The 23,176-nt window shown below is 72.8% G+C and carries 22 protein-coding genes and 1 pseudogene; 13 read left to right on the forward strand and 10 right to left on the reverse strand.

Annotated features, from left to right (window positions below; all coding sequences use genetic code 11):
• Nucleotides 1-6: 6 nt before the first annotated feature.
• On the reverse strand, nt 7-408 hold the full coding sequence (locus ACJOT3_RS09445) for a hypothetical protein (protein ID WP_406970969.1): 402 nt from the start codon (nt 406-408) through the stop codon (nt 7-9).
• Between the two features lie 163 nt (nt 409-571).
• Between ACJOT3_RS09445 and ACJOT3_RS09450 the strand changes: the two genes are divergently transcribed.
• Nucleotides 572-1,846, forward strand: coding sequence for a PrsW family intramembrane metalloprotease (locus tag ACJOT3_RS09450; RefSeq protein WP_406970971.1), 1,275 nt, complete (start codon nt 572-574; stop codon nt 1,844-1,846).
• On the opposite strand, the gene ACJOT3_RS09455 is transcribed toward ACJOT3_RS09450, so the two are convergent.
• Complete coding sequence (locus tag ACJOT3_RS09455; protein ID WP_406970973.1) at nt 1,794-2,900, reverse strand: COX15/CtaA family protein; 1,107 nt, start codon at nt 2,898-2,900, stop codon at nt 1,794-1,796. The two genes, ACJOT3_RS09450 and ACJOT3_RS09455, sit on opposite strands and share 53 nt — an antisense overlap.
• A gap of 241 nt (nt 2,901-3,141) precedes the next feature.
• Here ACJOT3_RS09455 and ACJOT3_RS09460 point away from each other — a divergent pair, with 241 nt between their 5' ends.
• On the forward strand, nt 3,142-3,771 hold the full coding sequence (locus ACJOT3_RS09460; RefSeq protein ID WP_406970975.1) for a hypothetical protein: 630 nt from the start codon (nt 3,142-3,144) through the stop codon (nt 3,769-3,771).
• 66 nt (nt 3,772-3,837) lie between these two features.
• Here ACJOT3_RS09460 and ACJOT3_RS09465 read toward each other — a convergent pair whose 3' ends face one another.
• Nucleotides 3,838-4,740 (reverse strand): EamA family transporter, encoded by a 903-nt coding sequence (locus ACJOT3_RS09465; protein ID WP_406970977.1) that lies wholly within the window; start codon nt 4,738-4,740, stop codon nt 3,838-3,840.
• A gap of 6 nt (nt 4,741-4,746) precedes the next feature.
• Nucleotides 4,747-5,115 (reverse strand): hypothetical protein, encoded by a 369-nt coding sequence (locus ACJOT3_RS09470; RefSeq protein ID WP_406970979.1) that lies wholly within the window; start codon nt 5,113-5,115, stop codon nt 4,747-4,749.
• A gap of 121 nt (nt 5,116-5,236) precedes the next feature.
• On the opposite strand from ACJOT3_RS09470, the gene ACJOT3_RS09475 reads away from it, so the two are divergent.
• Entirely contained in the window at nt 5,237-5,935 is a 699-nt protein-coding gene (locus tag ACJOT3_RS09475) for an RICIN domain-containing protein (RefSeq protein WP_406970981.1), read from the forward strand.
• Nucleotides 5,936-5,974: 39 nt separating this feature from the next.
• On the opposite strand, the gene ACJOT3_RS09480 is transcribed toward ACJOT3_RS09475, so the two are convergent.
• Complete coding sequence (locus ACJOT3_RS09480; protein ID WP_406970983.1) at nt 5,975-6,778, reverse strand: inositol monophosphatase family protein; 804 nt, start codon at nt 6,776-6,778, stop codon at nt 5,975-5,977.
• Between the two features lie 247 nt (nt 6,779-7,025).
• Between ACJOT3_RS09480 and ACJOT3_RS09485 the strand changes: the two are divergent.
• A pseudogene (locus tag ACJOT3_RS09485) lies at nt 7,026-7,649 on the forward strand (MFS transporter); the annotation flags it as partial.
• 493 nt (nt 7,650-8,142) lie between these two features.
• Here ACJOT3_RS09485 and ACJOT3_RS09490 read toward each other — a convergent pair.
• Nucleotides 8,143-8,979 carry an ABC transporter permease gene (locus ACJOT3_RS09490; RefSeq protein WP_406970985.1) on the reverse strand — a complete coding sequence of 279 codons (837 nt, stop codon included), beginning with the start codon at nt 8,977-8,979 and terminating at the stop codon, nt 8,143-8,145.
• Nucleotides 8,976-9,920, reverse strand: a complete 945-nt coding sequence (locus ACJOT3_RS09495; RefSeq protein WP_406970987.1) for an ABC transporter ATP-binding protein — start codon at nt 9,918-9,920, stop codon at nt 8,976-8,978. Before ACJOT3_RS09495 ends, ACJOT3_RS09490 begins: the two co-directional genes overlap by 4 nt.
• A 275-nt stretch (nt 9,921-10,195) precedes the next feature.
• On the opposite strand from ACJOT3_RS09495, the gene ACJOT3_RS09500 reads away from it, so the two are divergent.
• From ACJOT3_RS09500 to ACJOT3_RS09535, 8 genes are read left to right on the forward strand one after another with little or no spacing between them, the layout of a single operon-like run.
• Nucleotides 10,196-11,014, forward strand: coding sequence for a helix-turn-helix transcriptional regulator (locus ACJOT3_RS09500; protein ID WP_406970989.1), 819 nt, complete (start codon nt 10,196-10,198; stop codon nt 11,012-11,014).
• 28 nt (nt 11,015-11,042) lie between these two features.
• Entirely contained in the window at nt 11,043-12,455 is a 1,413-nt protein-coding gene (gene sufB, locus ACJOT3_RS09505) for a Fe-S cluster assembly protein SufB (RefSeq protein ID WP_406970991.1), read from the forward strand.
• 1 nt (nt 12,456) lies between these two features.
• The gene (gene sufD, locus ACJOT3_RS09510; protein ID WP_406970993.1) at nt 12,457-13,617 is read left to right on the forward strand and encodes a Fe-S cluster assembly protein SufD; all 1,161 of its coding nucleotides are present in this window, start codon (nt 12,457-12,459) and stop codon (nt 13,615-13,617) included.
• Nucleotides 13,610-13,945 carry a non-heme iron oxygenase ferredoxin subunit gene (locus tag ACJOT3_RS09515; RefSeq protein ID WP_406970996.1) on the forward strand — a complete coding sequence of 112 codons (336 nt, stop codon included), beginning with the start codon at nt 13,610-13,612 and terminating at the stop codon, nt 13,943-13,945. The genes sufD and ACJOT3_RS09515 overlap by 8 nt, the downstream gene beginning before the upstream one ends.
• 8 nt (nt 13,946-13,953) lie before the next feature.
• Nucleotides 13,954-14,715 (forward strand): Fe-S cluster assembly ATPase SufC, encoded by a 762-nt coding sequence (sufC, locus tag ACJOT3_RS09520; protein ID WP_406970998.1) that lies wholly within the window; start codon nt 13,954-13,956, stop codon nt 14,713-14,715.
• 3 nt (nt 14,716-14,718) lie between these two features.
• Complete coding sequence (locus ACJOT3_RS09525; RefSeq protein ID WP_406971000.1) at nt 14,719-16,017, forward strand: cysteine desulfurase; 1,299 nt, start codon at nt 14,719-14,721, stop codon at nt 16,015-16,017.
• Between the two features lie 55 nt (nt 16,018-16,072).
• Nucleotides 16,073-16,549 carry a Fe-S cluster assembly sulfur transfer protein SufU gene (gene sufU / locus ACJOT3_RS09530; RefSeq protein WP_406971002.1) on the forward strand — a complete coding sequence of 159 codons (477 nt, stop codon included), beginning with the start codon at nt 16,073-16,075 and terminating at the stop codon, nt 16,547-16,549.
• A gap of 5 nt (nt 16,550-16,554) precedes the next feature.
• Nucleotides 16,555-16,926, forward strand: a complete 372-nt coding sequence (locus tag ACJOT3_RS09535) for a metal-sulfur cluster assembly factor (RefSeq protein ID WP_406971051.1) — start codon at nt 16,555-16,557, stop codon at nt 16,924-16,926.
• A gap of 97 nt (nt 16,927-17,023) precedes the next feature.
• Here ACJOT3_RS09535 and ACJOT3_RS09540 read toward each other — a convergent pair whose 3' ends face one another.
• Both ACJOT3_RS09540 and ACJOT3_RS09545 read right to left on the reverse strand, forming a co-directional pair.
• Complete coding sequence (locus ACJOT3_RS09540) at nt 17,024-17,758, reverse strand: DUF2470 domain-containing protein (RefSeq protein WP_406971004.1); 735 nt, start codon at nt 17,756-17,758, stop codon at nt 17,024-17,026.
• A gap of 140 nt (nt 17,759-17,898) precedes the next feature.
• Nucleotides 17,899-20,160 (reverse strand): hypothetical protein, encoded by a 2,262-nt coding sequence (locus ACJOT3_RS09545; protein ID WP_406971007.1) that lies wholly within the window; start codon nt 20,158-20,160, stop codon nt 17,899-17,901.
• A 682-nt stretch (nt 20,161-20,842) separates the two neighbouring features.
• Between ACJOT3_RS09545 and ACJOT3_RS09550 the strand changes: the two genes are divergently transcribed.
• Nucleotides 20,843-21,778 carry an SGNH/GDSL hydrolase family protein gene (locus ACJOT3_RS09550; protein ID WP_406971010.1) on the forward strand — a complete coding sequence of 312 codons (936 nt, stop codon included), beginning with the start codon at nt 20,843-20,845 and terminating at the stop codon, nt 21,776-21,778.
• A 68-nt stretch (nt 21,779-21,846) separates the two neighbouring features.
• On the opposite strand, the gene ACJOT3_RS09555 is transcribed toward ACJOT3_RS09550, so the two are convergent.
• The gene (locus ACJOT3_RS09555) at nt 21,847-23,025 is read right to left on the reverse strand and encodes an EAL domain-containing protein (protein ID WP_406971012.1); all 1,179 of its coding nucleotides are present in this window, start codon (nt 23,023-23,025) and stop codon (nt 21,847-21,849) included.
• Nucleotides 23,026-23,176 lie beyond the last annotated feature (151 nt).

The raw sequence follows: 23,176 nt of genomic DNA on the forward strand, positions 1-23,176 counted from the left end.
TCCGGGTCAGGGGCGGCGCCAGGCGAGGGCGGCGGCCCACACGGCGGCGCCGGTCAGGACCAGCGCCAGCGGGACGTGCGCCTGGAGCGGGCCGTAGGTGCCCAGCGCCGCCTGGGGGAACCCCAGCAGGAACGCCAGCCCGCTGACCAGCAGCAGCGTCCGGGGGATCCCGGCGCCCCGGCCCGCCGAGTTCCAGTACCAGAGCGCCGCCGCCACCTGGAGCACCGCCATCGCGTGCACCCCGAACGCCCCGTAGTAGTGCAGCGGCAGCGCGGCCTCGTTGAACGTCACCAGCTGCCCCGCCGTCGCCCCCTCCCACAGGATCGCGGCCAGGTGGGCCAGGGCGGCGACGCGCACCGCCCACAACTGTGCCGGTATCGCGGTGGTCGGAGTGGTCCTGTCGTCCATGGCGGGCCTCTTCGTCTGTGCTCTTCTGCGCGGATACAGCCGACCCGGCCATTGTCCCTCCGAGGGGTGTCCCCGCTCTGCCTACAAGACGACACAGGCGCCACATGTCGCAGACCGGCTCCGGGCCCTTCCCCGCTCCCGAATCCCGCTACGATCGGTGCCCATGTCCCGTCTCGACAGCAAGGCCGTGCTCCAGGGCCGCCGCTCCCGCCATTCGATCACCCTGATCCTGGGCATCACCGTCAGCCTCGTCTGCATGGCGGGCATGCTCATCTACCTGTGGCTCCTGGCCCTGGCGGGCGGCGCCGCCGCGGGCATCGACGGCGCCACCGGGTTCGTCGTCGCACTCGTCGCCGCGGTCATCCCGGCCGGGATCCTGGTCCCGCTCATCCTCATGCTCGACCGCCTGGAACCCGAACCCGGCTGGGTGCTGTTCTTCGCGTTCGTCTGGGGCGCGGGCGTGGCCGTCGTGGCGGCCCTGCTGCTCAACACCTGGGGGTTCGCGGCGATCACCGTCCCGCTGTTCGGCCAGGAGGTGGGCGACTTCCTGGGCACCTCGGTGGTGGCGCCCCTGGTCGAGGAGAGCGCCAAGGGCGTGGTGCTGCTGATCCTGCTGTGGCGGCGGCGCAACGAGATCGACACGTTCACCGACGGGGTCGTCTACGCGGGCATGGTGGCGACCGGCTTCGCGTTCACCGAGAACATCCTGTACTTCCTCAGCGCCTTCTTCGACGGGACCCTGGTCGCCACGTTCGCGATCCGCGGCATCGTCGCCCCGTTCGGGCACCCGCTCTACACGGCGATGATCGGCATCGGCGTCGCCTACGCGGCGATGCGGCCGGGCTTCGGGCGCCTGTTCGCGCCGATCGTCGGCTGGGTGTTCGCGGTCCTGCTGCACGGCATGTGGAACGCCTCCACCTACTTCGGCTGGACCGGGCTGGGCCTGGCCTACCTCGTGCTGTTCGTCGTGCTGGTGGGCATCCTGGCGCTGGCCGCCAACGACCGCCGCGGCCAGGTGCAGGCGATCGCCCACTACCTGCCGCCCTACATCCCCACCGGGCTGGTCACCCCGGCCGACATCTCCATGCTCAGCACCCTCAAGGGGCGCAGCCAGGCCCGCGAGTGGGCGGCGCGCAACGCGGGCGCCAAGGGCCGCGAGGCGATGCGCGAGTACCAGCTCGCGGCGACCGAGCTGGCGCTGCTGCACAAGAAGCTGGACGCGGGGCTGCGCCGGGAGGACTGGAAGGTGCGCCGCGACGCGTTCCTGGCCCTGATGCACGTGTCCCGGGACGCGTTCCTGGGCCGCCTCCCCCAGCCGGTGACCCCGGGCTGGGCGGAGCGGCCCACGGACTCGGGTTTCCTACGCCGTGCGGACTTCGCCCACGTCATCGCCCAGGCGCGGGCTCAGCAGGAGTACTCTCCGCGGCACGGTCGCTGAGGGCGGGGCCATCGCCCGCCGGGACCAGGCGGGTGGTGGCGAAGTACAGCCGGGAGATCGCGATCCAGGTCAGCGCCGAGCCCAGCACGTGCAGGACGACCAGGCCCTCGGGCAGGGCCAGCGCGTACTGGACGTAGCCCACGACCCCCTGGCCGACCACCACGGCGACCAGCAGCAGCGAGCTGGTCCTGGCGGGGCGGCCGGCCCCGGTGCGGAACGCCAGCACGGCGGCCAGGACCGCGCAGGCCAGCGTGAGCCAGGCCAGCGCCGAGTGGAGCTTGGTGACGGTCTCCAGCACGAAGCCCCAGCGCGGCGCGGCGGCGTCGCCGCCGTGCGGGCCGGTGCCGGTGACGACGGTCCCGGCGACCAGCAGCAGGAACCCGATGACGACCAGGCCGATGCTCAGGGTGTGCAGCATCGGGTTCACGGAGACCCGCGGCGTGCCCTCGGGCTCGCGGGAGCGCACGTACAGCGCCACCGTGATGAACACCATCACCATGGACAGCAGGAAGTGCGCGGCCACGGACGCGGGGTGCAGGTCGGTCCACACGGTGATGCCGCCGACCACGCCCTGGCCCAGAACGCCGAAGGGGATGATCGCGGCCAGCCGCACCAGGTCGCGGCGGCGCGGCCGGGCCCGCAGGAACGCCACGAACGTGATGACGGCCACCGCGAGCACGATGAAGGTCAGCGTCCGGTTGCCGAACTCGATGGCGGCGTTGAGCGCGGCGTGCCCGGTGTCGATGGGCACGAAGCTGTCGGGCGTGCACCGGGGCCACTCCGAGCAGCCCAGCCCCGAGGAGGTCACGCGCACGGTGGCGCCGGTGACGGCGATGCCCGCGTTGACGGCGATGTTGCCCAGGGACCACAGGCGCAGGGACTTCGCGGTGGGGTTCCAGATGCTGCGTGCCAGCAGGACCAGGGCCAGCACCCCGGCGGCCGCGACGGCGATCTGCCATCCCCACAGGGGGACGCCGAGCAGGGCGATGTCCTCCGACGCGAGCGCGGGAGGGGTGATCGCGGCGGTCGCCGCGGAGGCCGGGGAATCAGACATACGACAGAGCGTAGTACACGGGTCGGGGAGTCGTGACGCGACCCCGCCGACCGGCGCGACCTGCACCGACGAGGAGGGCGCGGGGAGTTCCCGGCGGCGGCCGGGCACGTCGTGGTGCACGCGTCCCCGGGAACCGGGACCGGTCGACCGCCGTCTCACCCCCAGGACCGAACACCGGTCCACCCCGGCGCCCCCACCCCTTCGCGGCCCCGCTCGCCGCTCCGCACGTACAGGAGCCCTCATGTCCTACGGTCCCCCCACCGGCGGCTACTACCCCCCGCCCGGCGGAGGCGGTAACCAGCCGCCCACCGGCGGCTATCCGCCGCCCGGCGGATACCCCCCGCCCGGTGGCGGACAGCCCCCCAAGCAGGGGATGTCCACCGGCGCGAAGGTCGGCATCTTCGGCTGCGGCGGCTGCCTGCTCCTGGTGGTCCTGGGCTTCGTCGTCCTGATGGCCTTCGGCGCCTTCGTCACCACCACCAGCAGCGAGACCGGCACCGCGACGCCCGGGGCCCCGGTCCCCGCGGAGGAGGTCGACGGGGTCGTCATGACCGCCGTGCACGCGGGCACCGCGGGCGACACCATCGACGACACCGTGTACACCGTCATCGACATCGAGATCATCAACAACGGCGACGAGGCCCTCGAAGTCAACCCGGTCTACTTCTCGGTGACCCTGGAGGACGGCACCGTCGTCTCCCAGTGGGCCGACACGCTCTTCGCCGACATCGACCACCTCGACGCCGTCACCCTGCTCCCCGGGGAGAGGGCCGCCGGCCAGATCGCCGTCGTCGGCGAGGCCGACGTGGCGAGTGTCCGTATGGAGGAGCTCCTGGGCATGGGCCAGGACATCACCGCGGTCGTGGAGTAGCCCCGGGCCCCGGCGCGGCGCGGCCGCGCCGGGGCACCCCGCGCCTGCGAGGCCTGCGAGCGAGGCCTACGAGGTCTGCTCGGCGGTGCCCGAGGACGCGGAGGTGCGCGTGGACCCCGCGCTGGCGAGGATGACGCAGCCCACCGCCAGCCACTGCCAGACGGTGAGCATCTCGCCCAGCAGGACCAGGCCGACCAGGGCCGCTGCGGCCGGTTGCAGGCTCATCAGCACCCCGAACACCCGCGGCGGCATCCGGCGCAGGGCGTTCAGCTCCAGGGTGTAGGGGACCACCGACGACAGCACGCCCACCGCCAGGCCGAACAGCAGCACCCGCCAGTCCAGCAGTGCGGCCCCGCCCTCGGCGATGCCCGCCGGGGCCATCAGCAGCGCGCCCACCACACTGGCGATCGCGAGCCCGGACGCCCCGTCGAACCGCTGGCCGGTGGCGGCGCTGAGCAGGATGTACCCGGCCCAGGACACCGCGGCCAGCACCGCGAAGAGGATGCCGAGCGGGTCGAGGGAGCCCGACTCCAGGCCCAGGGCGGCCACGCCCAGCCCGGCCAGGCCCGCCCACAGCAGGTCGACCCGGCGGCGCGAGCCCAGGACCGCGATGGCCAGCGGGCCCAGGTATTCGATGGTCACCGCGATGCCCAGGGGGATGCGCGCGAACGCCTGGTAGATGAAGAAGTTCATCATCGCCAGCGCAACGCCGTAGCCGACCACCACCAGCCAGTCGCCGCGCGTGTACGCCTTCCAGGCGGGGCGCACCACCAGGGCGAGCAGCAGGGCGGCGGTCAGCAGCCGCAGCCAGACCACGGCGGCGGGCGGCAGCACGTCGAACAGGTTCTTGGCCACCCCGGCGCCGGTCTGCACCGAGACGATGCCGATGAGCACCAGCCACACGGGCGGTATCGCGTCCGCCGCGGTGCGCAGGGAGAACGGTGCCTTCGGTGTGGTCGGGGTGCCCATGGTCATTCATCCTACGTTTTGTGGCGCGTGCTCCGGGAGCCCGTCCTCCTCCACGGCCGCCGCGCCGACCGGGGCCCGCCCGGGGAAGACCGCGGCCCACAGCAGCAGGCCCCACGCCACCAGGGACACCGACGGCTGGACCAGCGTCATCACCAGCCCGTACACCGTCCGCTCCGCCTGGTCGACGACGACCTGCACCCCGATCCACAGGAACGGCAGCGCCGCCGCGAGCAGGTTCACCGCCAGCGCCGCCCAGATCGGCCCGGGGCGCGGCGGCCGCCGCCACAGCAGCAGCGCTCCGCCGGCCACGAGCAGGAACACGGGCGGGCCGAGCAGACGCACGGCTATGAACCAGGGCACTCCGAGGGCTTCCATGCGGGGACTGTACCGAGAACACCCCGCGCTCCCCGATTCCCGGGGGAACACAACAAAAGGCACGAAACGGTATGGCATGCTTCCTGGTGGACCGTCCCCCGCCGACTGGAGCCCGTTCCCCATGTCCCGATCCCGCCGCCGCGCCGCCCCCCGGGCGGCGACGGAACGGTACATCCCGCACTGGCCGGTGCTCGCCGGCGCCACCGCGCTGGTCCTCATCGCCGCCATCCTCGGCTACGTGGGCGGCCTGTTCGCCGCCGACGGCGCCCGCGCCGACGAGAGGGTGCTCGCCGTCTCGGGTGTCCTGGTCCAGCCCGGGGCGCCGGAGCCGGAGGAGTCCCCCGAACCCTCGCCGGAGCCCTCCCCGGAACCGGCACACCCCGCCGGAATCGACCCCGAGGTCGTCTACGTCCTGCAGAACGTGCACGGCGGCCGCGCCATGGACGTCGCCCAGGCCGCCACCCACAACGGCGCCCCCCTCCACCTGTGGGACCGCCACGACCAGGGCAACCAGCAGTGGCGGTTCATCCCGGTCGAGGACGGGTTCTACGAGATCGAGGGCGTGGCCAGCGGCAAGGTCCTGGAGGTCCCGGCCGATCCGGCCGCGCCCCCCGTGGCCAGCCTGCTCACCAGCACCGGGTCCGCCAACCAGCACTGGACCGTCGTCGACATGGGCGGCGGCATCGTCCGCCTGGTCAACCGGGCCACCGGCCAGGCCCTGGAGGCGCAGGGCGGCGGCCCGGACAACGGGACCGCCGTGACCCAGGCCCCCGACGGCGGACACGCCTTCCAGCAGTGGCTGCTCGTCCCCCTGGGCTGAACACCCCCGGAACCCCCGGGCCGAACGCCGGGCCGCGGCTCAGGCGAGCAGCAGCTCGCGCACCGTCTTCCAGCAGGTCTCGTCGGCGGCGTTGAGCAGCCCCAGCACGTCCTGGTCCTGGTCGGGCCGGTAGGGGGTGCCGTCCGGCCGCCGCGAGACCCCGCCCGCCTCGGCCAGCAGCAGCGCGCCGGGGGCGTGGTCCCAGGGCAGGGTCCGGTGGAACAGCAGGAAGTCCTGGCCGCCCTCGCACAGGAGCGGGTAGTCGACGGCGGAGCAGTGCGAACCCGCCCCCACCCCGGCGAACCGGGGCGCCGCCGCATCCGCGCGCCGCCTCGCCTCCGGGTCCAGGAACCGGGTGAGCACCGCGCCGCGCATCAGCCCGGGGTCGGCCGGCGCCGGATCCCGGTGCAGCCGCACCCCGTCGCGCCAGGCGCCCGCCCCGCGCTCGGCGGCGTAGGCGCGGTCCCACTCGGGCTGCACGATCCACGCCGCGACGGTCTCCCCGCCGCGCACCAGCGCCGCCATCACCCCGTACTCGCGGCGGCCCTCGACGAAGTTGCGGGTCCCGTCCAGCGGGTCCACCAGCCACGCCACCGGCTCGGTGCGCAGCACGTCCACCAGCGCGGGGTCGGCGGCCACCGCCTCCTCGCCCACCACCGGGGCGTCGAGCAGCCCCCGCAGCCGGTCCGTGATGACCCGCTCGGCCTCCTGATCGACGACGGTGACCAGCTCGCCCGGGGTCTTCTCCATGACCTCGCCCTCGGACAGCGAACGGGCCCGGGGCAGGATCACCTCACGGGCCACATCGCGCAGGATTCCGGTCACCGCGTCCATGTCGATCATGCCCGTCATCCTAGGGCGGGGCCCGGACACGCCTGATACCCTGGCCCCGTGTTCCACCCCTGTGCGTGATCCGGCACCGAACCGCCGCACCCTCCGTGCCCGCGGTTCCTCCGGTGTCCGTGCACATCCGCGGCGCCCCCGCGCCGCCGCCCCCTGAGGGAACACACCCATGTCATCGCCCCGCCGGGCCGACTCCTACCGTGCCGTCCTGCGCACGCCCGGAGCGGTCCGCTTCTTCGCGCCCGCCATGCTCGGGCGCCTGTCCTTCGGCCTGCTGGGCCTGTCCCTGGTCCTGGCCGTCACCGCCGCGGCCGACTCCTACGCGGTGGTCGGCGCGGCCACCGCCGCCTACGGCGCCACCGCCACCGCGCTGGCCCCGGCACGCGCCCGCCTCATCGACCGCCACGGCCTGCCCCGCACCCTGGTCCCGATGGCGGTCCTGGCCGCCGCCGGCCTGCTCGCCCTGGCGTGGCTGACCTGGCGTCCGGGCGCCCCCGCCTGGTCCCTCATCGCGGTCCCCGCCTTCATCGGGGTGGTGATCCCTCCGCTGGGGCCGGTCACCCGCACCCTGTGGAGCCGCCTGTTCCACGACCGCGACGGCCTGCGCCAGCGGGCCTTCAGCCTGGACTCGGTGGTGGAGGAGGCGGTCTTCCTGGCCGGTCCGCTGCTGCTGGGCGCCCTGCTGCCGTTCGCGCCGCCCGCGGCCGGCCTGGCCGGGGCCGCCGTCCTGCTGGTGGCCGGGGTCGTGTGGCTGGCGGGCGCGCCCCTGGCCAGGCGGGGGCCGCGGGAGGCCCGGGGCGCGGACACCGGTCCGGACGGCGGCCCCATGCCCTGGCGGGCCCTGCTGCCCGTGATGTCCCTGGCGGCGGCGCTGGGCCTGGCCCTGGGCTCGGCCGCCCTGGTCCACGTCGCCTTCGCCGAACGGCACGGCGACGCCGCCCTGCTGGTGTGGTTCGAGACCGCCCAGACCGCGGGCGGGATCATCGGCGGGCTGGTCTACGGGGCGGTGCTGTGGCGGTGCGGCCCGCGCACCCGCCTGATCGGGCTCGGCCTGGGCGTCGGGGCGGCCACGGCCCTGGCGGCGACCGCGTCCGGCCCGCTCGTGCTGTCGGCCCTGCTCTTCGCCGCGGGCGCCCTGGCCACCCCGGCGATCACCACCGCCTACCTGGCGGCCGACGCGGCGGCGGGCCCGGGGCGGGCCGTCCGGGCGGGCACCTGGGTCAACACCGCCTTCAACGCCGGGTCGTCCTCGGGCGGCGCGGCCGCGGGCGTGCTCGTCACCCTGGTCGCGCCCGCCCAGGGCTACCTGGCCGCCGCGCTGCCCCTGGTGGTCGTGGCCCTGCTCGCCGCCGGGGCCGCGGCGCTCACTCCCAGCGGAAGAGGCGGGCGGCCAGCGCTCCGCCGCCGACGGCCCACAGCAGCGGGACCGCGAACGTGCTCAGAGAGGGAAGGGAGCCGTCCGCCAGCACCGTCCGCAGACCCTCGCTGAGCGCGGTGATCGGCAGCGCAGAGGACACCGCCTCCAGCGGTCCGGGGAACGCGCTGACGGGGAAGAGCACCCCGCCCAGCCCCAGCAGCAGGATGTAGACCAGGTTGGCGGCGGCCAGCGTGGCCTCGGCCCGCAGCGTCCCGGCCATCAGCAGTGCCAGCGAGCTGAACGCGGCGGTCGCCAGCAGCACCAGGGCGGCCGCCGCGGCCGCGCCGGCGCGCGACAGCGCCGGGGACCAGCCCAGCGCCAGCGCCACGGCGCACAGCACCGCGATCTGGATGGCCTGCACGCCCAGCACCGCCAGCGTCTTGGCGGCCAGCAGCCCGAACCGCGACAGCGGGGTGGCGCCCAACCGCTTGAGCACCCCGTACCGGCGCTCGAACCCGGTGCCGATGGCCAGCCCGGTGAACGACGTCGACATGATCGCCAGCGCCAGGACGCCCGGGGTGAGCGCGTCCACCCGGGGGCCCTCGCCGACGTCCAGGACGGAGGTGAGGCTGAAGCCGACCAGCAGCAGCACGGGGATGACCATGGTCAGCAGGAACTGCTCGCCGTGGCGCAGCATCACCCGCAGTTCCATCCGGGCCTGCGCGGCGACCATCCGCCACATCGGCGCGGCGCCGGGGGCGGGGGCGAACGGGGAGGCGCCGCCGTCCGCCGGGCGCACCGCGCCCGGCGCGGGCGCGGTGGTGCTGGAGATGTGCTCGCTCATGATTCGCGCAGTTCCCTGCCGGTGAGTTCGAGGAAGACGTCTTCGAGGGTACGCCGTCGCACGCGCAGGTCCTCGGCCAGGACACCGGCGGACGCGCACCAGGCGGTCACCGTGGCGAGGAACTCCGGGCCCAGCGCCTCGGGGTCGTCGGTGCCGATCACGTACTCGCGGCACCCGCCCGCGCCGCGCGCGGAGGCGATCCGGGTCCCGGCGGGCAGCGCGTCGCGCAGGGCGTCGGCGTCGATGGGGGCGTCGGTGGAGAAGCACACCTCGCGGCGGCCCCCGGCCAGTCCGGCGGGGGTGCCCTCGGCCACGACGGCGCCGCGGTCGATGATGACCACGTGGTCGGCGAGGCGTTCGGCCTCCTCCATGTGGTGCGTGGTGAGGATGACGGCCACGCCCGCCTCGCGCAGTTCGGCGACCAGGTCCCAGGTGGCCATCCGCGCCTGGGGGTCCAGGCCCGCGGTGGGCTCGTCGAGGAAGACCAGCTCGGGGCGGCCGATCACGGCGCAGGCCAGGGACAGGCGCTGCTGCTGGCCGCCGGACAGGCGCCGGAACGGGGTGCGCGACACCGAGGTCAGGCCCAGCCGCTCCAGCAGCAGGTCCGGTGGGACGGGGGTGGCGTGGAAGGAGGCCATCAGGCGCAGCCACTCGGCCGCGCGGGCCCCGGTGGGCACGCCGCCGGACTGGGGCATGACCCCGACCCGGGGTTTGAGGGCGTCGGCGTCTGCGACCGGGTCCAGGCCCAGCACCCGCACGCTGCCGCCGTCGGCGCGGCGGAAGCCCTCGCAGATCTCGATGGTGCTGGTCTTGCCCGCACCGTTGGGTCCGAGCAGGGCCGTCACCGCGCCCCGGCGCGCCCGGAAGGTGAGGCCGGAGACGGCGGTGGTGGCGCCGTAGCGCTTGACCAGGTCGATGACCTCGACGGCGGCTGTGTCCATGGGCCCAGAGTCTACGTGCGCCCGCGCGAGGCCCTTCACCGCCCCGCGCGCACGGCGGGCGAGGGGGTGGTGGCGCGCCCGGGGGGAGGACCGGCGCGCCGTCCGTATCGCGGGACGGCGGTCTCATTCTCCGAGACGATCGACCAAAGGTGGGATGACCTGCGGTTATCCCGGCGAGGTTTCGCCGCGGTGAACTCCCAGTTAGGCAAGCCTGACCTTCGTGACGAAAGGCATGAAAGCGGGTTTGCCACGGTGGACTGATTTACGCCACACTGATGTTGTCAAAACCAGGAGCCGTTGTCCGAAGGGAGGGGATCGTCGTGCCCGAGGCCACCAACGTACCCCGCCCCCTGACCGGACCCGAGCGCGGAGCCGAGACCGGCACACGCGCGCGCGTGGCCCGGCTCATCCTGGAGCAGGGGCCGATCACGGCCTCCGCCCTGGGGGAGCGGCTCGGTCTGACCCCGGCGGCCATCCGCCGCCACCTCGACAACCTGACCGGCGAGGGCATGGTCGAGGCCCGCGACGCCCGGCCCCCGGGCGGCCGACGCGGCAGGGGCCGTCCCGCCCGCGTCTTCGCCATCACCGAGGCCGGTCGCGACGCCTTCGTCCACACCTACGACGACCTCGCCACCAGCGCGCTCCGCTTCCTCGCGGAGACCGCCGGTCCCGAGGCCGTCGGAGAGTTCGCCCGCAGTCAGGTCGCCGACCTGGAGAGGCGCTACAAACCGCTGCTCGACGCCGTTCCACCCGAACAACGCGTCCGGCTGCTGGCCGAGGCCCTGTCCAACGACGGCTACGCCGCCACCTCGGGCCGGGCACCGGCCCCCGGCGGCGGCGACCAGCTGTGCCAGCACCACTGCCCTGTCGCCCACGTCGCAGCCGAGTTCCCGCAACTCTGCGAAGCCGAGATCGAGGCCTTCGCGCGGCTGCTGGGCACCCCGGTGCGCAGGTTGGCCACCATCGCCCACGGCGACGGTGTGTGCACCACGCACGTCACCCCCAGGGGTGACGACGGGGCGGGCGGGGACGACCACGCCCCCGCCACCACCAGCGCCCGCCGCACGGCGGGCGGAGGACCGCAACACCACTAGGACGTCTGAGTCCAGGAGGAGTCCGCGCATGACGTCTATCGCGCATCCCGAACTCGAAGGGATCGGTAACTATGAGTACGGCTGGGCCGACTCGGACCAGGCCGGTTCATCGGCCCGCCGCGGTCTGAACGAAGAGGTCGTCCGCGACATCTCCGCCAAGAAGGACGAGGCGGAGTGGATGACGAAGCTCCGGCTCAAGTCGCTGAAGCTCTTCGACAAGAAGCCCATGCCCAACTGGGGCGCGGACCTGTCCAAGATCGACTTCGACAACATCAAGTACTTCGTGCGGTCCACGGAGAAGCAGGCCACCTCCTGGGAGGACCTGCCCGAGGACATCAAGAACACCTACGACAGGCTGGGCATCCCCGAGGCGGAGAAGCAGCGCCTGGTCGCCGGTGTCGCCGCGCAGTACGAGTCCGAGGTCGTCTACCACCAGATCCGCGAGGACCTGGAGGAGCAGGGCGTCATCTTCCTGGACACCGACACCGCGCTCAAGGAGCACCCGGAGCTGTTCCAGGAGTACTTCGGCACGGTCATCCCGGCCGGCGACAACAAGTTCGCCGCGCTGAACACCGCCGTGTGGAGCGGCGGCTCCTTCATCTACGTTCCCAAGAACGTGCACGTGGAGATCCCGCTCCAGGCCTACTTCCGGATCAACACCGAGAACATGGGCCAGTTCGAGCGGACGCTGATCATCGTCGACGAGGGCGCCTACGTCCACTACGTCGAGGGCTGCACCGCGCCGATCTACAAGTCGGACTCGCTGCACTCCGCGGTCGTCGAGATCATTGTCAAGAAGAACGCCCGCTGCCGGTACACGACCATCCAGAACTGGTCGAACAACGTCTTCAACCTGGTCACCAAGCGCGCCATCGCCGAAGAGGGCGCGACCATGGAGTGGATCGACGGCAACATCGGCTCCCAGGTGACCATGAAGTACCCGGCCGTCTACCTGATGGGCGAGCACGCCAAGGGCGAGACCCTGTCCATCGCCTTCGCGGGCGAGGGCCAGCACCAGGACACCGGGTCCAAGATGGTGCACTGCGCGCCCAACACCTCCTCCACCATCATCTCCAAGTCGGTGGCACGCGGCGGGGGCCGCGCCTCCTACCGGGGCCTGGTGCAGGTGCAGGAGGGTGCCCACAACGCCAAGTCCTCCGTCAAGTGCGACGCGCTGCTGATCGACACCATCAGCCGCTCGGACACCTACCCCTACAACGACCTGCGCGAGGACGACGCCGAGCTCGCGCACGAGGCGACCGTCTCCAAGGTCAGCGAGGACCAGCTCTTCTACCTGATGAGCCGGGGCATGGACGAGGACGAGGCCATGGCCATGATCGTGCGCGGGTTCGTCGAGCCCATCGCGCGCGAGCTGCCCATGGAGTACGCGCTGGAACTGAACCGGCTGATCGAGCTTCAGATGGAAGGAGCGGTTGGTTAAGTTGACCGGCCCGAGCATCGAACCCAAGGCCCACAGCCACGGCCTCGGGGAAATCCCGTTCTCCAAGCTCGCGACCCACGGGTCGTTCGACGTGAACGACTTCCCCGTCCCCAACGGCCGTGAAGAGGAGTGGCGGTTCACCCCGCTGCGCCGCCTCAAGGGCCTGCACGACGGCAGCGCCGTCGCCGACGGCACCGACAAGGTCGACATCGACGCCCCCGAGGGCGTCACCGTCGAGACCGTCGACCGCGGCGACGCCCGTCTGGGAACCGCCGGCACGCCCGCCGACCGCGTCATCGCCCAGGCCTACTCGTCCTTCGAGCAGGCCACGGTGGTGACCGTCGCCCGGGGCACCGCGCTGGAGCGCCCGATCACGATCGACCGGGAGGCCCAGGGGGGCACCCGCTACGACCAGTTCGTCATCGACGTCCAGCCGCTGGCCGAGGCCGTCATCGTCCTCAACCAGACCGGCACCGGCGTGCGCGCCGGCAGCGTGGACGTCCACGTCGGCGAGGGCGCCCGGCTGACCCTGGTCAGCCTCCAGGACTGGGACCGCGACGCCGTCGACGTCACCCAGCACAACACCCAGGTCGACAAGGACGCCACGTTCAAGTCGATCGTCGTCACGCTCGGCGGCGACCTGGTCCGGCTCTCCCCGAAGGTGGCCTACAAGGGGCGCGGCGGCAACGCCGAGCTGCACGGCCTGTACTTCACCGGTGACGGCCAGCACCACGAGCACCGCTCGCTCATCGACCACAACGTCTCCAACACCCGCTCGCGGGTGGAGTACAAGGGTGCGCTGAGCGGCAAGGGCGCCCACGGCGTGTGGATCGGCGACGTCATCATCGGCGTGGGCACCACCGGCACGGACTCCTACGAGCACAACCGCAACCTCCAGCTCACCGACGACACCCGTGTGGACTCGGTGCCGAACCTGGAGATCTTCACCGGTGAGGTGGAGGGCGCCGGCCACGCCGCCGCCAGCGGTCGCCTCGACGACATCCACCTGTTCTACCTGCGTTCGCGCGGCATCCCGGAGGACGAGGCGCGCCGCCTGGTCATCCGCGGCTACTTCCTGGAGCTCATCAACCGCATCCCGGTCGAGGGGCTCGCCGAGGAGATCATGGCCAAGGTCGAGCGGAAGCTGGCCGCACATGAGTGATGCCGGTCGCTGGGTGAAGGTCGCCGAGCTCGACGAGATCCCCGAGGAAGGGGTTCTCGGTGTCGAGACCGACGACGAGACGCCCATCGCACTGGTCCGGTCCGAGGGCGAGGTGTTCGCGCTGCGGGACGTGTGCTCGCACGCGGAGGTCCGCCTGTCCGAGGGCGAGGTCGAGGACGGCACCATCGAGTGCTGGCTGCACGGCTCCTGCTTCGACCTGCGCTCGGGGGCGCCGATCAACCCGCCCGCCACCCGGCCGGTCCCCACCTATGACGTGAAGATCGACGGCGACGACGTGCTCGTGTCGTTGGACGAGAAGAATTCCTGAGGCTTGAAATGACGAAGTTCGAAATCCGCGGTCTGCGCGCCGACGTCCTGATCGGTGAGGACGAGCGCCGCGAGATCCTCAAGGGCGTCGACCTCACCATCAACTCCGGTGAGACCCACGCCATCATGGGCCCCAACGGCTCGGGCAAGTCCACGCTGGCCTACGCCATCGCCGGGCACCCGCGCTATGAGATCACCGACGGCGAGGTCCTCCTCGACGGCGAGAACATCCTCGACATGAGCGTGGACGAGCGCGCCCGCGCCGGCGTCTTCCTGGCCATGCAGTACCCGGTCGAGGTCCCCGGTGTGTCCATGTCCAACTTCCTGCGCAGCTCCGTCACCGCGGTGCGCGGCGAGGCCCCCAAGCTCCGCCAGTTCTCCAAGGAGCTGCAGGGCGCGATGAAGGACCTCTCCATCGACCCGGCGTTCGCCGCCCGCGGCGTCAACGAGGGCTTCTCCGGCGGTGAGAAGAAGCGCCACGAGATCCTCCAGCTGGAGCTGCTCAAGCCCAAGGTCGCCATCCTGGACGAGACCGACTCCGGCCTGGACGTCGACGCGCTCAAGGTCGTCTCCGAGGGCGTCAACCGCGCCAAGGAGAACAACGACCTGGGCGTCATGCTCATCACGCACTACACCCGGATCCTCAACTACGTGAAGCCGGACTTCGTCCACGTCTTCGCCAACGGCCGCATCGCCGAGTCCGGCGGCTCCGAGCTGGCCGACACCCTGGAGGCCGAGGGCTACGAGCGTTTCGTGAAGGCGGGCGCATAACCCATGACCACGGTCCGCGAGTTCGGTGGGGCCCAAGGCCCGCTCGACGTCGCGGCGATCCGGAAGGATTTCCCGATCCTGTCCCGGACCGTCCGCGACGGGCGTCCGCTGGTGTACCTGGATTCCGGGGCGACCTCGCAGAAGCCCCGCCAGGTGCTGGACGCCGAGCGTGAGTTCTACGAACGCCACAACGCGGCGGTGCACCGCGGTGCGCACCAGCTCGCGGAGGAGGCGACCGACGCCTACGAGGCGGCGCGGGAGACCATCGCCCGCTTCATCGGCGGCGACGCCGGCGAGGTGGTGTTCACCAAGAACGCCACCGAGGCGATCAACCTCGTCGCGTACGCGATGGGCAACGCCGCCACGGCGGACGAGGGCCTGCGCCGCTTCCAGGTGGGTCCCGGCGACGAGATCGTCGTGACCGAGATGGAGCACCACGCCAACCTGGTGCCCTGGCAGGAGCTGTGCCGTCGCACCGGGGCCACCCTGCGGTGGTTCCCGGTGACGGACCAGGGCCGCCTGGACCTCTCGGACCTGGGCACCCTCGTCAACGAACGCACCAGGGTGGTCGCCTTCACCCACCAGTCCAACGTGCTGGGCACCGTCAACCCGGTGGCCGACATCGCCGCCCGGGCCCGCGAGGTGGGGGCCCTGACGGTGCTGGACGCCTGCCAGTCGGTGCCGCACATGCCGGTGGACGTGGCGGAGCTGGGCGTGGACTTCCTGGCCTTCTCCGGGCACAAGATGCTCGGGCCCAACGGCATCGGCGTCCTGTGGGGGCGCCGGGAGCTGCTGGAGGCCATGCCGCCGTTCATCACCGGCGGGTCCATGATCGGTGTGGTCCACATGGAGTACTCCACCTGGGCCGAGCCGCCGCAGCGGTTCGAGGCCGGGGTGCCGATGGCGCCGCAGGCGGTGGCCCTGGCCGCGGCCTGCGACTACCTGTCGGCCGTGGGCATGGACCGGGTCGCCGCCCACGAGCACACGCTCGTGGAGTACGCGCTCAAGGCGCTCTCCGACGTCGAGGGGCTGCGCATCATCGGCCCGGCGGACGCCGTGGACCGCGGCGGCGCGGTGTCGTTCGAGGTGGAGGGCATCCACCCGCACGACCTGGGCCAGGTGCTCGACGACCGCGGGGTGGAGGTCCGGGTGGGCCACCACTGCGCCTGGCCGCTGCACCGCACCCTGGGGGTGCAGTCGACCACGCGTGCGTCGTTCTACCTCTACAACACCACGGAGGACGTGGACGCGCTCGTGGCGGCCATCAGGGACGCGCAGGGGTTCTTCGGAACCCGGGGCTAGGGCCCGCACCCGAACCCCGTTACGACGCGACCACCGAACGAGGAAAAACCCGCACATGCAGCTGGACGCGATGTACCAGGAGATCATCCTGGATCACTACCGGAACCCGCACCACAAGGGGCTGCGGGATCCGCACAACGCCGAGGCGCACCACATCAACCCCACCTGCGGGGACGAGGTGACGCTCCGGGTGGCGCTGACCCCGGCGCAGGGGGGCGGAGCGCTCGACGACCAGGCCGTCGTCAGCGACGTCTCCTACGAGGGCATGGGCTGCTCGATCAGCCAGGCCAGTACCTCGGTGCTGACCGACCTGCTGATCGGGCGCACGGTGGCCGAGGGGATGCGGACCCTGGAGGCCTTCAACGAGCTGATGCACTCCAAGGGCAAGGGCGAACCCGACGAGGAGGTCCTGGAGGACGCGGTCGCGTTCTCGGGGGTGTCCAAGTACCCGGCCCGGATCAAGTGCGCCCTCCTCGGGTGGATGGCGTGGAAGGACGCGGTAGCGCAGTCCCTGGAGAAGGAAGGCGTCTGATGTCAGTGAGCGAGAACGAGACCCCGACGACCGAGGCCGCCCCGGCCGAGGTCCCGCTGTCCCCCGAGGCCGAGGCGCTCATGGAGGAGATCGGCGAGGCCCTCAAGGACGTCATCGACCCCGAGCTGGGCGTCAACGTCGTCGACCTGGGGCTGTTGTACGGGGTGAACGCCGACGACTCGGTGATCACCCTGGACATGACCCTGACCAGCGCCGCCTGCCCGCTCACGGACGTGATCGAGGACCAGGCCACCAGCGCGCTGGAGGAGTTCGACCGCGAGGTCAAGATCAATTGGGTCTGGATGCCGCCGTGGGGTCCGGACAAGATCACCGACGACGGGCGGGACCAGCTGCGCATGCTGGGCTTCAACGTCTGAGTCGTCCGACGGCCGAACGGGCCGGGCACCCCTCGCGGGTGCCCGGCCCGTCGTCGTTCCGGCGCGCCTTCCCGATGACGGCGACACGGGCCGAAGCCTAGAAGGGGCCGCAGGAGTCGGGCAGGCTCGCCAGGGCGTGCACCTCGGCGGCGACGTCCTCGGGCCCCTCGGCGGGGCGGTCGAAGGGCAGCCGGACGTCGTGGTCGCCGTCGGGGCCCTCGAAGCGCAGGGTGATGCCGTAGCGGTCCACGCCCAGGGGGCGGGGCGGGACCGGGGGGACGTCCTCGGGGCAGGCCTCGGCCAGGGCGGCGAGCAGGTCCGGGTGGTCCTCCTCCAGGTGGCGCAGCCAGGGGCCCTCCCAGCGGCCCAGCGGGTCCGGCCGGGCGCGGAGGAACTCGTCGTTGCCGAGCAGGTGGCAGCCCTCGGTGTCGGAGTGCACCACCAGATACGGGTCCAGGGCGACCATGACGCGGCTGTGGCCGATGTCGAGCAGGCGCTCGTCGGGGTCGTCGCGGATGAGCCTCAGGGCCCGCATGCGCGCCGTCGCCTCGTCCAGGGCGGTGAGGGTGCCGCTGATCCACAGCAGGGAGCGCGTGGGGTCGCGCAGCGCCACCGCGCTGGTGTCCGTGAACTCGACGGTGGCGGCGGTGCGCCCGCGGGCCATCTCGTCCAGCAGGTGGTGGCGCCGGGGGAGTAGCAGGCTCACCGTGCCGCCGGGGTGGACGTGGCAGACCGGGTCGACCAGGTGGAGGGTGCCGCTCTGGGTCGTGACGGTGGCCGGGTTGGGCCGGCCCAGGACCGCTCTGGCGCGGTCGGCCGGGGAGGGGGCCAAATGCCGGGAAGTATGCAGGGGAACCACCTCAACTGTGCTTAGGTAAGGCTAACCTATAAGAATGGTGAGGTGGAGGGAAAGTCCCCGGGTGGTAAAAAACCAGGCCCCCGGTCGTGGGACCGGGGGCCTGGGAGGCGGATCTAGTGGGCGGCGAACAATCCGGCGCGCAGCTCGCCCGCGATGTCGTTGTCGCCCCGCCGCGTGAGCAGCTCGACCAGGGACTGCGGATCGGTCGGGGCCCGGTCGTCGCTGTCGGTGATCCGGCGGGAGAGGATCTTCAGCGCCTCCTCGGTGGAGGACGGCGCCGTGTACCCGCTCAGGTGCAGCGCCCGCGCGGTCGGCGAGTAGTTGCTCAGGTCGGTCGCGGGCAGCTTGCGCGCGTCCAGGCGGTCGCCCGACACGGTGATGAAGACGCGGTCGCCCGGCTGGGCGGCCTGGCGGCGCAGCAGCGGCCGCAGCGAGTCGAACGCCGGCTGGTCCCGCCAGACCAGGACCAGCAGGTCCGCGCCGGGCGCGGTCAGGCACAGCAGCCGTCCGGGCTGCAGGCCCAGGTGGGTGGCGTACCCGGCGGGCACCGCCACCGGGGCGCCGTTGAGGTGGTCGGCGGTGATGTCGATGCGGTGCCACCAGCGGCCGTCCGGTGCCCGGAAGCAGCGGGCCGCCATGGCCGGGTCGCCCGGGATCGGACGCCCCGGAGCGGCGGGCGGCGCCATCGGCGCGGGGGAGGGGGCCGTCGGGGGCGCCGGCATCCGCATGTCCGCGGGGACCGGGAACGGCGCGGGTGCGGGCGCGGGGCGTGCGGGCTCGGGCGCCGCACCGTCCAGGCGGCGGCGGATCGGCAGCCCGTTCTCCGTGGTGGCCCCCGAGTCGTCCGCGGTGTGCCCGGGCTGGCCGCCGGGCGCCTCCATCGGCACCGACGGGTCGACGAGCACACACCCGTCCTGAAGGCTCACCCCGGGGGTGCTCAGCAGCCAGGCGCGCAGCTCCTGCTGGCGGATGCCGATCCGGCCCAGCCGGATGCCCGCCTCGGTCAGGCCGGGGCCGTCGGACAGCAGCTCGCGGGTCTGCCAGCGCAGGCGGCCCGGGTCGTCGGCGATGAGCCAGCCGTTGTGCATGCGCCGGTCGGTGAACAGGGTGATGACCACCCGCCACAGCGGCGTGCTCAGGGTCGGCACCTCCACCGGGTGGTCCGGGTGGGCGTTGATCAACCGGTCGATCGTGGTGGCCGAGCCGAGCTGCTCCGACAGGTCCCGCAGGTGCTTGGTGATGGGGGCGCCCTCGGGCGAGTTCAGCCAGCGCAGCAGCCGCTCCTCGACCTTGCGCTGGGCGGACCGGATGTCGGTGACGTCCACGGCGATCTGCTCGGACAGCACCCGGATGCTGATCGGGTCGGTGGCGAACAGCCGCTCGGCGGCCACCGTGCGCTCCAGGTCGGGCCAGGAGCGGAACATCTCCTCGACCATGTCCACCAGGGGGTGCTCGCCCAGCGCCGGCGCCGGCGGGCGCTCCTCCGGCTCGGTCCGGTGCTTGGGCGGCCCGAAGCTGGGTCTGCGCAGGGTCCGCCCGGGACCCAGCAGCGAGCTGCGGAACTGCGAGCGCAGGTCGCCCACGCCGTTCGCGGCCGGGGCCTCGGCCTCCAGCGCCGACCCGGGGATCATCGCGGCGGAGCTCACCATGGCCATCGGCACCGGCTCGTGCCCGCCGACGGCGGCCGGCAGGACGGTCTCCTGCCGGTCCTCCTCGCGCTGGGCGCGCAGCGCCCGCAGCGTGCGGATGGCCCGGGTGGCCGGGGTCTGCGGCGGCGCCGGCTCGTTTCCGGCACCCCCGGAGGCCGCGGCCTGGTCGGAGCCGGTGGCGGTGGTCAGGTAGTCCAGGGCGTTGCGCACGTGCTCGGGCGCAGTGTCGGGCAGCCAGTGCGCGATGGTGCGCACCGCCTCCAGCATCAGCGCGGCCGAGGGGGTGGGCCCGCCGGGCAGCTCGCCGCAGGGCTGTAGGGCCCGCCAGGCCACGGTGCTCACCACGTCCATCAGGCGGCAGTCGCCCAGCGGCCAGGAGGCGATCTCCTGGGGCGGGCTGGAGACGAGGTGGTCCCAGTCGCCGGCCGTCGACAGCACCGCGGTGCGCACCGGCTCGGCGAGGTCCTCGCAGCGCACCTCCTGGGTGCGCAGGTTCGGCAGGAACTCGGCCAGGGGCACATGTCCCCACTGCTCCACGGCCAGACGTGCGATCCCGTGCGCCAGCCAGGGCGGACCGGCGATCTCCAGGACCCTGGCGACCGGCAGCGACTGCCACCAGCCGTCGATCAGCCGGTCATGGTGGAGCAGGGGTGCCACGTCCGGCGACCTCGACCAGCGCAGCGCGGGCGCGAGGTCGACGAGGCAGATCGGAGAGACGGCGTTCATCCGCTGGGGACCTCGACCTCCTGGTGTCTGCACGTGAATTGGGGAGGAACCGCACGGGCCTTCGGTTCGATGCACCACAGTACGCGCCCTTCACCCGCCGGGGGGACCCGCCCGGAAGGCGGATGGGGATGCCACGGGTGGGCACGGCGGCCGGGGGACAGGGGTGCCGTGAGCACTTCCCGAGATCGTACGTCCCTTGACGCCACATGGGTACCCCCAGGCCGCCCCGGTCCTCGCGGAGAACACCCCGTTCGTGGTGCGTCGGTCACCTCAGCACGGGATTCGCGCCACGGGGAACCGCAAGAATATGTGATCCACCTCATAAGGGACATTCGGCTCTTCCCCCGCCGTGCGGTCGTTGTTGTTCACGGAGCCTTCACGCCCGCTCCCCGTTCCCGAAACGGGGGCGAGCGATGGGAGGCGGAGGATGCGGGCGCGCCCACCAGCGCGTTCGGTGATCGGCACGGCCTTGCCGGTCCCGGGTATGCTGGACGGGCACTGTCCTCGCCCGAACGACCTTCGAGCCGGGTGGCCGCCCGCGGCCGCAGGGGTCGACGGTGTTTCGGAGACGGGGGGCGACCCACCGCGACCCGTACCAGGATTCCGTACCCGCGCACCCTACGGCGCCCAGTCGGCGTGGGACGGTCGAGCCGGATGATTGGTTGACGTGACAGACCTTGAGATGAATCCCCCCGTGACCGCTTCCTCGCACAGACCGGAGCCCATCCGGTCCTATGTGGCGATCGGTGACAGCATCACCGAGGGGATGGAAGACGACAGCGGCCCCGGCGGCCAGTACCGCGGCTTCGCGGACCGGCTCGCCGAGCACCTCGGCCAGGTGACCGCGGACTTCCGCTACGCCAACCTGGGCGTGCGCGGCCGCCGCATGAAGCACATCTTCGGCGAGCAGCTCGACCGGACCCTGGAGTGGAAGCCCGACCTGGTCACCGTGCTGGCCGGCGGCAACGACGTGCTGCGCCCGGGCTCCCACCTGGACGACATCGCCGAGGAGTTCGAGCGGGGCATCCGCCGCCTGCGTGACGCGGACATCCGCACCGTCATCATCTCCGGGCACGACACCGGCTGGATCCCCGTGCTGCGCTACTACCGCGGCCGCATCGCCGTGTTCAGCATGCATATGCGCGCGATCGCCGAGCGCACCGGGACCGAGATCGTCGACATGTGGGCGCTCAACGCCCTCACCGACCCCCGCGCCTGGAGTGACGACCGGCTGCACCTCAACGGCTCCGGCCACCAGATCGTGGCGGCCCGCATCGCCGACCTGCTGGGCTTCCCGATGGGGCCGCGCGAGTCCTGGGCCGACCCCTGGACCACCCCGCCCCGGCAGCTGCCCGCCATCCTGCGCCGCCGCGAGAACCGCCGCTGGGCCCGCCAGTACCTGGTGCCGTGGCTGCGCCGCCGCGCCATGGGCCGCTCCTCCGGCGACGGCCTGCTGCCCAAGCGCCCCGAGCTGGACTACCTCAACGACGAGGAGACCCGCGCGCGCATCGCCCGCGCCATCGCCGAGGGCCACTCCCCGCTGTCCCCGGTGGAGGACGCCGCCGAGCAGCCCACCAACAGCCCGTCCGGCGTCAAGGGCCCCGAGCCCCGGCGCTGACCCCGACCGCGCGCGCCCCGCCCCGGACCCCCGGCGCGGGGCGTCGCCGTTCCCGGTCACCGTCCGCGTCAGCTGCGGGAGAGGGACTGGATGAGGTCGCTGATGTGGACCACGCCCAGGCACTGGCCGTAGGTGTTGACCACCACGAGGTCGTCGTAGACGCGCTCGGTGTCCTGGCCGGCGATGCGCAGCGCGGCGATCGCCGACATCCACGCCGGGACCGTGCGCGGCGACTCCGCCAGCCGGATCGCGGGGCGCTTGGCGTGCAGGGCGTGCCCGTAGCGGCCGGTCACCGACAGCAGGAACCGGGTCCGGTCGATCACGCCCACCGGCCGCTCCCGGTGGTCGATGAGGATGGCGCTGTTGAGCGCCTTGTCGTCGGTGAACGCCTCGATGATCTGCTCGGTGGTGGTCTCGGCGTCGAACCCCACCGGCGGGACCATGAACTCGGCGACCCGCGGGCCGTCGTCGTCCGTCCGCCCCTGCCCGGCGGTCGGCTCGGGCACCGGGTTCACCTGTTTCCCGGGCCGCCAGGCGGCGTCGGCGAAGAACGGGCCGGTGCCCACCTTCACCCCGCAGCGGCGCAGCCGCACCACGTCCTCGGCGGTGTCCACCCCCGCGGCCATGGCGTACACCCCGCTGCCGCGGCCGATCCGGGCCAGGCCCTCCACCACGGTGGCGTGCCGCTGGTCGGTGGCCACCCCGGCGACGACGCCCGGGTCGATGCGCATCAGGAAGGGCGTCGCCTCGACCACGAGGTCGGGACGCACCATCGCGGTGCCGAAACCGCACCGGAAGCCCGCGCTGCGCAGCCGGGCCACCCCCGACACCAGGACCTTGCGGGGCAGGTCGGCCAGCTCGGCGCCGAGCATGAACGTGATGTCGCGGGGCCGCCGCCCGGCCCGGCGCAGCAGGCTGTCCACCAGGTCGACGAACCCGTTGCGGGCCATCAGGGCCCGCGCGGGCAGCGGCAGCACCAGCGGCAGCAGGCTCTCGGTCTCCGCGGACTCGCGCACCAGGGCCAGCAACCACTCCGCGATCGCCTCCAGTTCCCCCGGAGGCATCTCCAGGGGCCCGCTCCGGACCCCGGCCGGGGCGGGCGAGATGATCTCGACGGCCACGACGGTGCCCGAGTCCAGGTCGACGATCGGCTGGAAGCCCAGGGGCGGCCGGTCGGGAGCGGGCATGGGTCCGGTCGATCGGGGAGCGGTCACCGTGGGGGCCCGGTGCGGGTTCGCTGTGGTCACCCCTCCATGGTGGCGACAGGCCCGGCCGACCTGAAGGCGTTTTCTCGGGTGTTCAGCTCACCTTCACGGGCCGTTGGCCGGGTGCTCCCCCAATGAGGACAAGGGCCCCGCCAACCCGGCGGGGCCCTCGTGCGTCCGCGGACGCGGTGTC

Source organism: Nocardiopsis protaetiae (assembly GCF_045446735.1).
GTDB lineage: Bacteria > Actinomycetota > Actinomycetes > Streptosporangiales > Streptosporangiaceae > Nocardiopsis > Nocardiopsis protaetiae.